General features: G+C 34.4%; 13 protein-coding genes and 1 riboswitch. Of the genes, 6 read left to right on the plus strand and 7 right to left on the minus strand.

All coding sequences use genetic code 11. The features are described 5' to 3' along the window. Positions 1–105 precede the first annotated feature (105 nt). From PSR14_RS02455 to PSR14_RS02465, 3 genes are all read left to right on the plus strand, one after another. Positions 106–774 carry a DUF2642 domain-containing protein gene (locus PSR14_RS02455; protein WP_098487269.1) on the plus strand — a complete coding sequence of 223 codons (669 nt, stop codon included), beginning with the start codon at positions 106–108 and terminating at the stop codon, positions 772–774. A gap of 237 nt (positions 775–1,011) precedes the next feature. Continuing rightward, complete coding sequence (locus tag PSR14_RS02460; RefSeq protein ID WP_000434741.1) at positions 1,012–2,277, plus strand: hypothetical protein; 1,266 nt, start codon at positions 1,012–1,014, stop codon at positions 2,275–2,277. Positions 2,278–2,702: 425 nt separating this feature from the next. After that, entirely contained in the window at positions 2,703–3,083 is a 381-nt protein-coding gene (locus PSR14_RS02465; RefSeq protein WP_000424100.1) for a hypothetical protein, read from the plus strand. 27 nt (positions 3,084–3,110) lie between these two features. On the opposite strand, the gene PSR14_RS02470 is transcribed toward PSR14_RS02465, so the two are convergent. Next, positions 3,111–3,743 carry a cyclase family protein gene (locus PSR14_RS02470; RefSeq protein WP_000862960.1) on the minus strand — a complete coding sequence of 211 codons (633 nt, stop codon included), beginning with the start codon at positions 3,741–3,743 and terminating at the stop codon, positions 3,111–3,113. An 86-nt stretch (positions 3,744–3,829) separates the two neighbouring features. Continuing rightward, positions 3,830–3,942, minus strand: a riboswitch (SAM riboswitch). A gap of 149 nt (positions 3,943–4,091) precedes the next feature. Here PSR14_RS02470 and PSR14_RS02475 point away from each other — a divergent pair. Both PSR14_RS02475 and PSR14_RS02480 read left to right on the plus strand, forming a co-directional pair. After that, positions 4,092–5,201 carry a PRK06851 family protein gene (locus PSR14_RS02475; RefSeq protein ID WP_000147495.1) on the plus strand — a complete coding sequence of 370 codons (1,110 nt, stop codon included), beginning with the start codon at positions 4,092–4,094 and terminating at the stop codon, positions 5,199–5,201. 121 nt (positions 5,202–5,322) lie between these two features. Then, on the plus strand, positions 5,323–6,105 hold the full coding sequence (locus PSR14_RS02480) for a nucleotidyltransferase domain-containing protein (protein WP_071743008.1): 783 nt from the start codon (positions 5,323–5,325) through the stop codon (positions 6,103–6,105). Positions 6,106–6,118: 13 nt separating this feature from the next. On the opposite strand, the gene PSR14_RS02485 is transcribed toward PSR14_RS02480, so the two are convergent. Both PSR14_RS02485 and PSR14_RS02490 read right to left on the minus strand, forming a co-directional pair. After that, positions 6,119–7,420 (minus strand): aromatic acid/H+ symport family MFS transporter, encoded by a 1,302-nt coding sequence (locus tag PSR14_RS02485; protein ID WP_073541579.1) that lies wholly within the window; start codon positions 7,418–7,420, stop codon positions 6,119–6,121. A gap of 143 nt (positions 7,421–7,563) precedes the next feature. Then, complete coding sequence (locus PSR14_RS02490; protein WP_000199956.1) at positions 7,564–9,090, minus strand: FAD-dependent oxidoreductase; 1,527 nt, start codon at positions 9,088–9,090, stop codon at positions 7,564–7,566. 581 nt (positions 9,091–9,671) lie between these two features. On the opposite strand from PSR14_RS02490, the gene PSR14_RS02495 reads away from it, so the two are divergent. Next, positions 9,672–10,757: an acyl-CoA desaturase gene (locus PSR14_RS02495; protein ID WP_098487532.1), complete on the plus strand. Its 1,086-nt coding sequence runs from the start codon at positions 9,672–9,674 to the stop codon at positions 10,755–10,757. A 52-nt stretch (positions 10,758–10,809) separates the two neighbouring features. Here PSR14_RS02495 and PSR14_RS02500 read toward each other — a convergent pair whose 3' ends face one another. From PSR14_RS02500 to PSR14_RS02515, 4 genes are all read right to left on the minus strand, one after another. Then, positions 10,810–11,502 carry an amino acid ABC transporter permease gene (locus PSR14_RS02500; protein WP_000461604.1) on the minus strand — a complete coding sequence of 231 codons (693 nt, stop codon included), beginning with the start codon at positions 11,500–11,502 and terminating at the stop codon, positions 10,810–10,812. 143 nt (positions 11,503–11,645) lie between these two features. Then, positions 11,646–12,440, minus strand: coding sequence for an ABC transporter substrate-binding protein (locus PSR14_RS02505; protein ID WP_000823748.1), 795 nt, complete (start codon positions 12,438–12,440; stop codon positions 11,646–11,648). Between the two features lie 121 nt (positions 12,441–12,561). Next, positions 12,562–13,284, minus strand: coding sequence for an amino acid ABC transporter ATP-binding protein (locus tag PSR14_RS02510; protein ID WP_000616931.1), 723 nt, complete (start codon positions 13,282–13,284; stop codon positions 12,562–12,564). 170 nt (positions 13,285–13,454) lie between these two features. After that, positions 13,455–15,179, minus strand: a complete 1,725-nt coding sequence (locus PSR14_RS02515) for a methyl-accepting chemotaxis protein (protein ID WP_000912973.1) — start codon at positions 15,177–15,179, stop codon at positions 13,455–13,457. Positions 15,180–15,262: the final 83 nt, after the last annotated feature.

Below are 15,262 nucleotides of genomic sequence, written 5' to 3' on the forward strand. Positions count from 1 at the left end.
ATAGTATGAAAAGGAATTACTTACTATTAAAACAGAACTTTGCCCTGATTATTTTTTTAGAAATGAAAGACAGGAAAGAAGAAATTCATAGGAAGGAGGATATAGATGAATGAGTTAAACAAAAGTATTGGAGAAAATATATATGTTAAATTAATTGGTGAAAAAAGGTTTAAAGGTGTATTAATAGACGTAGGAAATGATATCGTTGTTCTTTACAATGGACAAGACTACGTATATATATCTTTATACCATGTACAATATTATAAATTTTTACGATCACATGATGAAGAAATCTTAAAACCAGATGTGGATTCTGTAATTAAGAGAGAGTCACCTTCAATTTCTTTGAGGAAAGTATTAAGTACTTCCAAAGGGATTTTTACGGAAATTTATGTAGCAGGAAATGCTCCAATACATGGGTATGTTACAAGTGTAATGAACGATTATATTGTTTTTTATAGTCCAGTTTATAAAACTGTATATATATCTTTAAAACACTTGAAATGGTTAATTCCGTATAAAGAAAATCAAGTGCCTTACGCCCTCAATAAAAATGAACTCCCCGTGAATCCCTTAAATATTACGTTAGCTCGAACGTTTGAAGAACAACTTATTAAAATGTTTGGAAAAATTATGGTGTTCGATTTAGGTGAGGAATATAATAAAATCGGAAAGATGGCGAAGATTGATGAAGGGCATATTGAAATATTAAAAGCGCGTGATGCGAAAATGTATGTAAATATTCAACATGTAAAATCTGTCCATTGTCCGTAAGTTAATTGAAAGGGCTGGCTTTTTCTTTTATATGCAGAAGAAAAGGTCGAGCCTATTTGTTTAGCTTGATCTGAATATGAGGGGAAAAATGAATTGAATATAAATATGTTAGTATGGCTGTTGAAGAGGAAATTTTGTACTAAATTATAAAGAATATGTACGAGCTATCTTTTGATGTATTCAATTTATTTTTTTGAGGGAGAACTGCTTAACTAATATATTAAAGGGGTTTTGTTGGTGGAGCAGTTTCCAAATTCGTTATCGATTACATTACTTGGTAGTGCTGGTGGAGCAGCAAAAGCAGTTTTAGCGATTTTAAATCAAGCGATAGTAAATGAAAAAGACCCGATTTATGAAGTGATAAAGAATGTTACATTTTATTTGGTTGATATAAAACAAAAAGATAGGACGTATTATGACGAGTTGTTTCCAAATTTGGAAGATCAATTGTTTTTATCCGAAATAGATCTCCAAGATGTAGTGACATTTAAAAAACATTTAAAAGAAAGTAGTACGAGCGTTGTGATTGATGTTTCAGGGGCAGATACGATCAGAGTATTAAGCTGTTGTAATGAACTTGGAATTTGTTATATTAATTCAGCTTTGGAAAACGAGGCAGTAGATCAGGACGATAGTTTAATCGGCTTTCAGCTTACGGAAAGATATACGAGATTTGAGAAGGAAAAAGATAAATTTAAAAATACAAAAGCAATTATAGGCTCAGGTATGAATCCAGGTGTCGTTCAATGGATGGTTGTTGAACTTATGAAGGAACGCCCGAATGAAAAGCCAAGAGCATGCTATATAGTAGAACATGATACGTCATTTTTGAATGATACAGCACTTATAAAGCCTCATACACTGTATGCTTCATGGGCAGTAGAGCGATTTCTAGATGAAGCGATATGGAGTTATCCGATGTATATGAGTCATCATCGTCCTCTTTACTTTTATGAAGATGTATATGCTTCAGAGTATAAAGTAAAGTTGGGAGAGAAAGAATTTTATGGTTGTTTGATGCCGCATGAGGAAGTTTTAATTTTAGGGAAAAACTTTAACATGGAAGTAGGGTTTCTTTACCGAATTAACGAGTATACAACAAATATAATTAGACAGAACTTAGATAAGGTAGAAGATCTATGGAATTGGAATCGTAAAGTATTTAATCCAGCCGAAGAAGAGATTGCGGGCGAGGATCTAGTCGGTGTATTACTCGTTTATGAAAATAGCGAGACCTATATGTATAACGTGATGAATAGCAGTCAAGTTTTTCATAAATATAAAACGAATGCGACATACTTCCAAGTAGGATGTGGCATTTATGCTGGCTTGTGTAGTTTACTGTTCGATAACTTTAAACAAGGTGCCTATTATGTAGAGGAATTATTATTAAATACAGAAAGTAAGTACGGAGAATATTTGAATTTATATATGAATGATTTTGTAGTTGGTGGAAATGACTTTACGGATGGATTGCTACATGATCGAGTAAGGTGGATATAAATTGTGATGAAAAGGAAGGGGAAATCTCCTTCCTTTTCTCGTTATAAGGTTACAGATTGCTCTGAAAGTAATTTCCTTATCATTTAATGAGATAATATGTAGAGTTTTTGTATTGATCATGAGGAGTAGCAAGGAAGTATTGCGATTCAAAGTAGCGGAGAGCTAGGAATGAAGGTGGAGATTTTTTTACCGATAGCATAATGCGCTAGAAGAAAATATTTTTCAGAAAAGTGTTCTTGTTGCGTAAATATAAACATTTTATAAAATGTTTCGAGAAGGGTTTTTTTTATAAAATACTTCGTTTATAATAGAGGAAAATATCGACATGAGATTTGTTATTCATGTAACGGTTCGGTAGTGTTAGAAAAAGAAGGGGTGCACGCGCATCCTTTTTTCTATGCAGATATTATGAAAGAGGTGGTATGATGGAATTAACATTAAATTCGACTGTATGCTTACACGCGATTCAATTTCGAAAAGAGCAAAAGAATTATATTGTAAAAGATACAATTACAGGAGAAAAATATGAAATGCCGCCACTTTGGATTGATGCATTGGCAATGATGCGTGACGGTTTTTTATTAGGGGAAATTGAGGAGAAATTAAAAGAAGAGTATCCGGAAGAAGAAATAAATATGTTAGCATTTACGAGGCAACTGTTAGAGCTAGAACTTGTCGGAATGGTCGATGGGGAAGAAATAGCTTGTACAAAGAAGAAAGAGAAAGATTATTTAGCTTGGTTACGTCCTCGCGTTGAGCAATTCTTTCTTAGTTTAAATAAAAGAAATAGAAGCAAAGGTCAATGATGATCTTTGCTTTTTTGTATAGTTTGTTTAAAAAATTACAGCGAATGCTCTTGCGAAAGCACCGTCGCTATTTTTAATTTTTAAAGGTGCCGCTGAGAAAAAGAAACGTTTCGCATTAATGGCATCTAAGTTTGTTAAGTTTTCGATTAAATAAATATTATTCCCAAGTAGTATGTGATGAATTGGCGATGTTTCTGTCGTTACCTCGTCAGGAGAAATGAAATCTAAACCGACAGATTTTACTTTTAATTGAACTAATTCTTCAGCTAATTCTTCAGAAAGATAAAAGGCTTCTTGTTCATACGCTTCTGTATTCCATTTATTAGATAGGTTGGAATGGAAAATGACAATATCACCTTCTTTTATGTCAGCATTGTGTAATACTTCTTTAGGTAGTTTTCGTTCTTGTACATGAGTTACGTCGATAAGAACAGCTTCACCTACAAATTGGTCTAGGGGCAATTGATCAATAGTCGTTGCGCCTGAAATGAAATGAGCAGGAGCATCACAATGTGTACCAACATGAACGACAGAATGAAAATCTGTAACTTGATAACCTGTTTCTTCAACGCTTGTAATGGCTTCTAAATTGATTTTTGGTGTTCCAGGAAATTGAGACATATTGTTTTCAAATGTTTGGGATAGGTCAATTACTTTCACTTTAAATACCTCCAAGTATATATTTTGAAATATAAAAAACTCACCTTTCATAATCAAGAAAGATGAGTTTTGCACACAATAGTTACGTTTTATCTTTCAAAATGCAATGCATTTTGCAGGAATTAGCACCTATTCAGTTTGTATAAACTGAGGTTGCTGGGCTTCAAAGGGCCGGTCCCTCTGCCTCTCTTGATAAAGGTATATGCAATTTAAAGTTCGGAATTTTCGTGATAATAAAATTGTAATTCATTTCCTTTTTCTGTGCAACACAAAATAGGTATTCACCCAAATAAAGTTGCTCGCATATTGTAGCTTATGTAAATAGAATGCTGCGAAGGAGTGAGTGCAGTGACAGGGAATGTATTGAATTATTATGCTGGTGGAAATACAGCTAGAGGATTTCATAATTTATATGAAGAGAATTTAAAAGGACTAAACAGATTATTTATTTTAAAGGGTGGACCTGGAACGGGAAAATCTTCTTTAATTAAGGTAATAGGTCGTGAATGGGTTGAAAAGGGATATGATATTGAATTTTTACACTGTTCTTCTGATAATAAATCGGTTGATGGTGTCATTATCCCGAAGTTAAAAGTAGGAATTGTTGATGGAACATCACCGCATGTTATTGAGCCAAAAATGCCAGGAGTTGTCGAGGAGTATATTAATTTAGGAATTGCTTGGGATTCAGATAAGTTAAGAAAGCAGAAAGTGGAAATTGAACGATTTGTTTCAGAAGCAAGCAAAGCTTTTCAAGCTGCTTACGCTCGTTTTAACGAGGCATTAGTTATACATGATGAGTGGGAGAAAATATATATTAGTAATATTGATTTTAATAAAGCGAACGAACTAACCGAGCAGCTCATTCAGAAATTATTTACAGATAAAGTTGGGAAACAATCGCTTGTGAAACATCGGTTTTTAGGAGCAGCTACACCGAAAGGAGCAGTTGATTTTGTTCCTAATTTAACAGAAGGATTACCACATCGTTATTTTATAAAAGGACGCCCAGGTTCTGGGAAATCAACAATGCTCAAAAAATTAGCTAAGGCAGCAGAAGAAAAAGGATTTGAAGTTGAAGTATATCATTGTGGGTTTGATCCAAATAGTCTTGATATGGTGATCGTAAGAGAATTAGGGTTTGCGATTTTCGATAGCACGGCACCACATGAATATTTTCCGAGCCGCGAAGGTGATGAAATTATAGATATGTATGCCCTTATTGTAACACCAGGGACGGATGAGAAGTATGCGGAGGAAATTCGTGACGTCTCTATTCAATATAAAGCAAAAATGAATGAGGCAATGTCTTTTTTAGCGAAAGCGAAATCAGTTCGTGATAAATTAGAACGAATTTATATTGCTGCTATGGACTTTTCAAAAGTAGATGCATACAAAGAGGAGATCCAAAAAGAGTTTGAACGAATTGCGGTTAGTGTAACTGAAAAGAACAAGTAAAAAATAACGAATTTTGACAGGCTGTCGGAAATTTTCTGACAGCTATTTTAGTATGTAGTAAACTTAGTAATATATTTGTCGAATTTCCAAGGAAATAATCAAAAAATGGAGAGGGTATGAAATGAGAGAGAAAATTAAGTTGGAGTTAGAACGAATTGAGAAAGAAAATGATGTGAAAATTTTATTCGCTGTGGAGTCAGGGAGTCGTGCATGGGGATTTCCATCAAAAGATAGTGATTATGATGTTAGATTCGTTTATATGCACCCGGTAGAATGGTATTTATCCATTCATGATAAACGAGATGTAATTGAGTATCCGATTAGTGATGATTTAGATATAAGCGGATGGGATATTAAAAAAGCGTTACAACTATTTGCAAAGTCAAACCCAGCTTTACTCGAATGGATTCGATCACCCATTTTTTATTCGAAAAACTCTAATTTTCCAGAACAGCTTCAGCAAATGAGTGAAAAGAACTTCGATCCGAAAGCAACGATATATCATTACTTACATATGGCTTCAAAAAATTATCGTGAATTTTTGCAAGGTGAGAATGTAAAATTAAAAAAGTACTTTTATGTATTGCGTCCTATTTTGGCTTGTAAGTGGCTAGAGGAGAAAACAACTTTGCCTCCTGTAGAATTCGATCGATTAATTACAGAATTATCATTGGAGCGTAGCGTATTAGATGAAATTGAACAGTTGTTAATAAAGAAAAAGGCAGGTACTGAATTAGATGTTGGATTAAAAATTGATGTGTTGAATCAATTTTTAGAAGAACAAATTCATTACTATCAGCAATATGTAAAAGGAATTGAAAAGGGATCAGGGATCGATATTGAGAGTTTAAATACATTGTTTCGAGATATGTTGTTTGCGGTATACGAAAAAGAGCACAAGTAAGTTTGTGCTCTTTTTATTTTGTAGGAATAAAGAAAACAGATATAGCTGCAAGAAGACCTGCAAATGAGAATAAGTAAAAATTCCATACTAAGTCATATTGCATTGTCATAATAATACCGACAAGAATAGGACCAGTAATTGCGCCAACTCGGCCAAGTCCAAGTCCCCAGCCTAAGGAAGTAGCTCGGATATGGGATGGGAAGTATTGTGTCACATATGCATTTAATATTTGAGTAATACCGACCGATCCAATTCCAGCAAGACCAATTAAAAGATAAATGATTGTAACAGATGGTTTAATTGTTAATAGTCCAATACATATAGCTGCCATAAGATAGGAAATGCTAATAACAATTTTGGCTCCTATACGATCTGCGATTGCTCCAGCAAATAATGCACCGATAGCGGCGGTAATATTTAGCATAAGTAGAAATGATAAACTAGATCCAAGAGGATATCCTGCCTGTCGCATCATCTGAGGTAACCAAGTATTTAAACCGTATATTAAAAACATCCCCATTATATAAGTGATCCAAAAAAGCAGCGTTGCTTTTATGTATTCTTTTGAGAATAAAGTAAGAAATCCATTTTTCTTTCGTATATTAGATGGGGGTTGATGAGTTTTCTCTTTTGCATGGAATTCAATTTGAAAACGATTAAGAATTTTATCCACTTCTTCTTGGCGGTTACGTGATAACAAAAATTGAATGGATTCAGGTAAATAACGAATAATGAAAGGAATGAGGAGTAGTGGAATCATTCGGATGCCAAACATAATTCTCCATCCGAAGTCTTCTAACATAAACATGGACAAAATAGCGCCTAACACGATACCTAAAGGATAGCCAGTAAACATAAGAGCATAAATAAAAGATTGTCGCTTTTTGGGTGAATATTCAACAGTAAGTGCGGAAGCTGTAGGAATGACACCGCCTAGTCCAATTCCTCCGATAAATCGCCATAGTCCAAATAATTCAGGAGAAGGAGCAAGTGCAGCTAGGCCCATTGTAGTAGAAAAAAGTGCTAAACAGCATATAAGTGTCCATTTTCGTCCAATTAGATCTGTAATAGTTCCAACTAGAATAGCGCCAATAAACATTCCAAACAAAGCATAGCTGGCAATTGTACCAGCATGAGCTGGTGATAGTGCCCAGCTGTTGTCTTCCAGTAGCTTAGGCAGAACGGCCCCGTAAATACCTAAATCATAGCCGTCAGCTAGAATGGCTAGCCAACAAATAAAAACAACAAGCTTTGTAATAGAGTTCGAAAAAATAGTTTTTGTAGGTTCTAGATGAGGTGGAGCTGAAGGTTGCATAATGTTCACCCCTTTTGATTTGTAGATGAATATATTATTTCATTTGATGTTAATATTTCCCTTCTTATGTCGGAATTTATATGAAAAAGTTTTATAGCAAATAAAGAAGTTCAACAGTCATTCTGTTGAACTTCTTTATTTATTTACTCATTATCAACTCGTTTTAACGGTTGATCTGCCGGACCTTCAATAACATCTCCTTCAATTGAAAAACGGGAACCGTGGCAAGGGCAGTCCCAAGTACAATCACCATTATTCCATTCCACTTCGCAGCCGAGATGTGTACAAGTTGTATCGACAATATGTAATTTTCCATCTTTGTCCTTATAAGCACCTGCTCGTTTCCCGTTAACATGTACGACAGATCCTTCACCAACTTCGAGATCTTCTGGCTTACGTAATGCAGTTTCAATCTTTCCTTCAATTAAATGTTTCGCAACATCAATGTTTTGGGAGAAGAACGTTTTTATATCTGGATTTGCATGAAAGCGTGAAGGTGCATATAGTTCTTTATATGGACTGTCTACTTTTAGAATGGAATCCTTCAGTAAATGAGCGGCAGCAGTTCCAGTTGTCATCCCCCATTTACGATATCCAGTTGCAACAAATATATTTGGATTGCTCTCGTTAATATGTCCGATATAAGGGACCTTATCTAGCGTGATTAAATCTTGTGCTGACCATCTATAAGGAACCTCATCTACCCCAAACGTTGCTTCTGCAAAAGAATACAGTGCTTCATAATGAAGCATCGTGTTTATTCCTTGGCCTGTTTTATGACTTTCTCCGCCAATTAAAATTAATTTTTCCCCATTGCTTGTTGTGTAGCGTAAGGAGCGTTTTGGGTCATCAATACTTAAATACATGCCACCTGGATAATCTGTTTTTGTTTTAATAGCAAGAGCATAAGAGCGTTCTGCGTACATTCGCGTAAAGAAAAAGCTATTCGCATCATAAAAAGGAAAGTGTGAACAAGAGACAACATATTCACACGTAATGCGATGTCCGTCCTTTGTAATGACTTGTGGAGAATCTCCTTTTTCTACATCCATAGCAGTCGTTTGTTCATAAACTTTTCCACCCATCTCCACAAACTTTTCTAAAAGCGTTTTCAAATAAAGAAGGGGATGAAACTGGGCTTGATTTTTCATGACAAGTGCAGATTGTACTGGAATTGGAATCGATAGAGATTGAACATAGTCACAAGGTATATTTAATTTTTGATAAGCTTCATATTCTTTCGATAAATTTCTTAATCCCTTATCAGTAGTTGTATATAAATATGAATCTTCATTTGAGAAATTACAGTCGATTTTATATGTTTGCAAAGTTTCATTAATAAATTGTAGGGCATGATTATTTGATTCATAGTAAAGCCCGGCCTTTTCCATACCGAAATGGTTTATTAATTCATCATAAATAAGATCATGTTGCGCTGTTATCTTCGCTGTTGTATGTCCAGTCGTCCCGTTTAAAATAAGACCAGAATCAATTAATACAACATCGATGCCTTCTTTTGCAAGTAAATAGGCAGTAGTAATACCTGTAATACCAGCACCTATAATAGCGACTTTTGTCTTTATATTTTCAGATAAAGGGGGAAAAGCAGGGAGTTGAGTAGATTCAATCCAATAAGATGATGGGAATTGTGGAAATGTATCGCTTGTCATTAAGGAAACCTCCTGATTTAGAACAATTTTCCTTTTAATATTTCCATATGAGATGAAATTCATGTGTGCTGTTTTAGAGGAAGGCTATTTTTATTTAAAAGAAAGATAAAATTATTTCAGTATAATTATTAGGTCTTGTTGGTATGAAGAGGTAGAAGTTGTGTAAAGCTTAAATTTAAGTGAGTGTATTTGTTGTTTACACAGAGGGTTCTTGAATAAGATAGAGTCTATAGCATGTCAAGGTACGTATATGTATAATAGATAAAACCTTATAAAATATGTGTTTTTTCTTTATTGAAATAAAGTATAATTATAAAAATATAACCAACTTTTATTACTAGGTCATAAAAGTTATTGACAATGTAGAAATTCTATTGATATGATTCATCATGTGGAAAGGTTGATAGAGAGTAAAAAGATAAATGTTTTTCATTGATAATAAAAGCGAAAAATAAGTGACGATAGAGTGAGTATATTTTCCTTATACTAGATGCTTTTTAATCACCTAGTAAAATCAATCTGGAAGCAAGAATTGATATATGTAAGTTGCGCAAGGCGCGGCATAAGAAAGGGGCAAAAGGATGAAGGAGCTTCATACGTTTGGGTGGTATGCAGCACGTGTATCACCACATTTGCCGAAAAAAGCATTTAAACCAGTTCCTACTCGTTTATTTGGCGGACTGGCTTATTTACTTGTGGCATTGGCGGGGTTAATATCGATTGGTGTATTTGAATTGAATGTGTGGGCTAATCTAGGAATTGCGATCGTTCTTGGATTATGTTTTGCTTCACTTGGGTTTTTAGGGCATGAAATTTTACATGGAACTGTTGTAAGAAAGGCATGGCTTCGTGATTTCTTAGGAGCGATTGCATTTATGCCATTATCAACAGGTCCTAAACTTTGGCGAAAGTGGCATAATGCAACGCATCACGTTCATACACAACATGAAGAGAATGATCCAGATGCATGGCCTACACTTGAGAAGCTTAAAAAGAGTAAGTTTTTGAGCTGGGTATATCGCATGCCTCTTCATGTACGTTCATTCTTTAGTTTTCTGTCACTAACAATTCAATTTACATTGCATTCGACTCGAATGTTCTTTCATTTTATAAAAGAGTTTAAGTCATCCAATCAAAAATCTGTATGCCTTCAACTTCTTTTGCCTTGGACTGTTTGGATTAGTTTATTGTTTATTATGGGACCTGGAAAATGGTTATTTGCATATGTGATTCCATTGTTAATTGCTAACTTTATTGTAATGGCATATATCGCAACAAATCACCGCTTAAATCCAATTGTTCCAGTAAATGATCCGTTAGCAAACTGTTTATCAGTAACAGTGCCGCGTTGGGTAGACGTTTTACATTTCAATTTCTCATATCATACAGAACATCATTTGTTCCCTGCTATGAGCTCTAAATACTACCCGTTAGTAAAAGAGAAAATTAAAGAAATGTGGCCGGAACGCTATCATGAGATGCCGATGACAAAAGCTTTGGCAGCGCTATGGAATACACCACGTGTGTATTATCAAGGAAGTGAATTAGTGGATCCGCATAGAGAGCATTTCTATGGTTCTTTAGGAAATGGGCTAGATCCTCATAATATTTCATATCGTGAGGAACATATAGAGGAAGAAGAGAGTATTAAAAAAGTAAATCAATAAAAATAGATATATGTTGCAGTGAAAAAGCAAGCCATCTCTGGCTTGCTTTTTCTTATAAAGAGACTTCTTTTTTCTTCTTTGCACTAACTTGAACTGAGTTTGTTTCTTTTCGCTGTAGTCGTTTTTCCAAAAGGTTAACAAGGTAAGTGAATAGGAGAACAAGCACGAGATAATATAAACCAACGATTATATATGTATCTAATTGTTGGAAGTTACCTGCAGCAATAGATAAACCTGATCCCCATAATTCGGCCATTCCTACGTAAGCAACAAGTGAAGAATCTTTTAATCCAATAATAAACTGATTTCCTAAAGGAGGAAGAGATTGACGAAATGCTTGCGGTAATACGATACGGCGCATCGCTAAAGGATACGGCATACCGAGAGAGCGAGCAGCTTCCATTTGTCCACGATCGACAGATTGGATAGAGCCGCGGAAAATTTCAGTAATATATGCACCGTTATGAATTGCTAAAGCAATGGCTCCTGCCCAAAAAGGGGTAAAAACAACAACGGATGTAATCCCAAAATAGAGAATAGCGATTTGAACAATTAAAGGTGTACCACGAATAATGGCGATGTATACATGAGCAATACTATTTAAAACTTTATTGTTAGAGATTCGAAAAAAAGCGAATAGTAATCCAATTAGTGAGCCGAGTAATAGGGATGTTATTGTTAATTGTAATGTGAGAATAGTAGCCTTTAAGAGTGTGGGATAAGTAGACATAAAAATTTCAAACATATGTGTCACCTCATATTGTATGGATTTTGGTAGGGAATGAAATACCCCACTAATTATTAGCCCGCACCAATTGGGAGTTTTACTGCCCATAAATTGCGGGATAAAAAGTGGGGCATAATTCATGAAACATTTTACTAGCTAGTTTACTTTGTTTTTTCCTCTTCACCAAGAATATTACGCCCAAACCATTTTTTACTGATCTTTTCATACGTACCGTCTTTAATGATTTCATCTAAAGCTTTATTTACTTTCTCAACCATTTCTTTATCATCTTTACGAATAGCAATTCCCATTTCATCAAGGTTTAATGGTTTTCCAGCTTCTTTTATATTTGACTTACCTTCTTTGATCATGCGCAAGCCAACCATTTGATCTGTGATTACTGCGTCAATACGCCCAGGCTCTAAGTCCATAAGTGCAGTAATATCGCTATCGTATTCTGTAATTTGATCTGTATGTTTTGCAACAAGGTCTTTAAAGGTACTAGCTTTTACAACACCAATTTTCTTACCTTTCAAATCTTCTGGAGAAGAGATAGAGGTATTCTTTTTAGCCACAAAAATTTGGGCACCAGAACGATAATAAGGATTTGAGAAATTAACAGCTTTTAAACGTTCTTCTGTAATGGCCATACTGCCCAGTATTACATCATACTTTTTTGCTTTGAGGCCTTGGATTAGCGTTTCCCATGGATTTGTAATAGGAGTAGGCTTCATATTCATTTTTTTTGCAAGTGCCTCACCTATTTCTACATCAAATCCGGCAAGTTTTCCGTCATTTTCTTTATAATTAAAAGGCTTATATAAGCCACTCATTGCATACCGAAATTCTTTTTCACCATTTGAAGAAGTAGTAGAGCTTTCCTTACTACAGGCTCCTAGTATGAAGGATGTACATAACGTAATACTCGCAACAATGGTTAATAATTTTCTTTTCATAAAACCCCTCCTATATATTGATCATACGGGTGGTTTTAAGTATGGTATTGAGATATTTTATTTAGATGATTGGTTGTGCACCGTATGAATGTATTTCTTTTCGTTTGAAACAGAAGTTACATTATAAAACGTTGCGTAAAAATTGTTTTGCTCGTTCATGTGATGGAGCCGAAAAGAATTGTGCTGGCGGAGCGTCCTCTACAATCTTTCCATCATCCATAAATATGACGCGATCAGCTACATCTCTTGCGAAATTCATTTCATGAGTAACAATAACCATAGTCATTCCTTCTTCAGCAAGTTCTTTCATAACTTGCAATACTTCTCCAACAAGTTCAGGGTCTAAGGCTGAGGTAGGTTCATCAAATAGCATAATTTTAGGGTTCATAGCAAGAGCTCGTGCAATGGCAATACGCTGTTTTTGACCACCTGACAGGAGGTGAGGAGTTACATCTGCTTTATCTTGTAGGCCGACTTTTTGCAAAAGCTGATTTCCAATCTCCTTTGCATTTGCTGTTTCTAATTTTTTTACATGAATTGGTGCTTCTATGATGTTTTCTAGTGAGGTCATATGGGGAAAGAGGTTAAAGTGCTGAAACACCATACCGACATTTTCACGGACTTTGTTTAAATTTGAATGTTTTGGATCAATTCGTTCACCTTGCAAGTGAATTTCACCTTCATCGTACATTTCTAAAAAGTTAAGACAGCGAAGTAATGTACTTTTACCGGAACCACTGGCGCCAATTAAAACAACAACTTCTTTTTCTTTTACTTCTAAATCAATTCCTTTTAAAACATCAAGTGAGCCGAATGATTTTACTAGATTTCGAACTTGAATCATACAAAACCCCCAGTCAAAAATATATTTTACAAATGTTGCCCCTTATTTCTGTTATTAGTCATAAATTGTCAGAATCCTTTATTTTTTTTAGGTGACAGTTCTTATATAAGTAAATCTGAATGTATAATTCATATAGAAAGACCACCTAAATTGGTGGTCTTTCTATATACTTATAAGTTTTTGATTTTAAATTGAGTTGCGAACGTTTCTAATTCTTCAACAAGTTTTTGCATTTGAAGAGACATATTTGTAATATCCTGTATTGATACCGACTGAGCTTGTGAAGATTGGGATGTATAATTAGTCTCCGAAACTATATTTTGTGAAATTGAAGAGATATTAATAAGTGCGCTATTTATTTCTTCTGAGCTTGCTGACATTTCTTCTGCACTTGCTGTAATATCTTGTATTTGATCTGTAACTTCATTAATATGATTTACGATATTTTGGAATTCTAATTTTGCATTTTGAACGGCATGAATGCCTTCTTGAATTTCTTGTTGTCCTTTTCCCATAACGTTGACTACGTCTTTTGTATCATCTTGTACGAGTAAGTTCAGTTTGGTTATATCTGTAGCTGCTTGTTTTGACTGTTCAGCAAGTTTACGAACCTCTTCAGACACAACAGCAAATCCCTTTCCATGTTCACCGGCGCGGGCAGATTCAATTGCGGCATTTAAAGATAATAGATTTGTTTGTTCAGAAATGTAAGTAATAGTTTGTAATGCTTTATCGATATCTTGCGTACGAACAACCAATTGATCTACTACTTTATATATTTCATCCATGACAGTATGGATAGTTGTCATTTGAGAAATGGATTTTTCAATGATTTCAGTTCCTACATTCGCCTTATCAGAAGTAGAAATAGCTAAGTTTGAAATCGTTGTAGAAGATTCAGCTATGCTTTGCACTCCATTTGCTATTTCATCCATTGCTGTAGAACTATCTTTAATATTTGCAGACTGATCATTAATATGGTGAGACAACTGTTTCATTGCATTTGCGATGTTATCCATAGTGGAAGAGGAAACGGTTGCTGTTTCAACAATATGATTTGTAGAGCTTTTGACTTTTGCACTTGTTTGAATCACATTGTTAATAATTTGTCGTAAGTTTGATATCATTTGATCAAAACTATTAAACATATGACCAAATTCATGATGATATTGTTTTGGTACGGCAATGGTTAAATCCCCTTTTCCAGCTGTATTCATTATGCTCCGTAATGAATTGATTGGATTTATAATTGATTTAGCAGTAAATAAGGAGATAAGAATGCAAAGAACTAAACAGGCAATGAATAAAATAATAGTTATGCTTATCACTTGTTTATAAGAGTGTTCGCTGTCGTTATACAGACCTTCAGCTAACTTTTCATTATAATCACTAAGATTTTTTAAAGCGCCTACTGTAGCTGATAAATTAGGTTCAACTGTAGTTAGGTAGAATGAATATGCTTGATTCAGTTTATTCTCTTTAATGAAATCTAGCATTTGAGCACGATGTTTTTTATAGTTTTCTAGTTTTTCTTTATATTGGCTAAGGAGTTTTTTTTCTTCGCCTGTTATATATGTATTTTCGTATTGAGCCTGTAATTTTTCGGTTTCTTTATTTGTATCATTTAATTTATTTAAAATTGTAGTACGTCGATTTTCATCTTCAGTAATAATGAGTTCCTTTACATAACTAAATTCTTGGTACAGGCTGCTCTCAATAGATCCAAGCCATTTAATAGGTTGTAGCCGATCGACATATACTGTTTGAAGTTGGTTGTGCATGTGTTGTAAATTCATATAATTTACAACGCTAATAATTAATATGGAAATAATGGGTACTGCTACTAATAATATTAATCTGTTTATAACGTTTAACCGATATAGAATTTTTAACATAGAATCACCTAACCTTAAATTATTTAGTTGAATATATAATGGGCATCCAAATAAAATTATACATTATTTACATATTATATACA

The sequence above is a fragment of the Bacillus sp. A01H genome (assembly GCF_045277205.1).
Lineage (GTDB): Bacteria > Bacillota > Bacilli > Bacillales > Bacillaceae_G > Bacillus_A > Bacillus_A paranthracis.

Coding starts and splice junctions, on each gene's coding strand:
- PSR14_RS02455 (WP_098487269.1), top strand. CDS start 106: ATGAATGAGTTAAACAAAAGTATTGGAGAAAATATATATGTTAAATTA.
- PSR14_RS02480 (WP_071743008.1), top strand. CDS start 5,323: ATGAGAGAGAAAATTAAGTTGGAGTTAGAACGAATTGAGAAAGAAAAT.
- PSR14_RS02510 (WP_000616931.1), bottom strand. CDS start 13,284: ATGATTCAAGTTCGAAATCTAGTAAAATCATTCGGCTCACTTGATGTT.
- PSR14_RS02505 (WP_000823748.1), bottom strand. CDS start 12,440: ATGAAAAGAAAATTATTAACCATTGTTGCGAGTATTACGTTATGTACA.
- PSR14_RS02500 (WP_000461604.1), bottom strand. CDS start 11,502: ATGTTTGAAATTTTTATGTCTACTTATCCCACACTCTTAAAGGCTACT.
- PSR14_RS02465 (WP_000424100.1), top strand. CDS start 2,703: ATGGAATTAACATTAAATTCGACTGTATGCTTACACGCGATTCAATTT.
- PSR14_RS02495 (WP_098487532.1), top strand. CDS start 9,672: ATGAAGGAGCTTCATACGTTTGGGTGGTATGCAGCACGTGTATCACCA.
- PSR14_RS02515 (WP_000912973.1), bottom strand. CDS start 15,179: ATGTTAAAAATTCTATATCGGTTAAACGTTATAAACAGATTAATATTA.
- PSR14_RS02490 (WP_000199956.1), bottom strand. CDS start 9,090: ATGACAAGCGATACATTTCCACAATTCCCATCATCTTATTGGATTGAA.
- PSR14_RS02485 (WP_073541579.1), bottom strand. CDS start 7,420: ATGCAACCTTCAGCTCCACCTCATCTAGAACCTACAAAAACTATTTTT.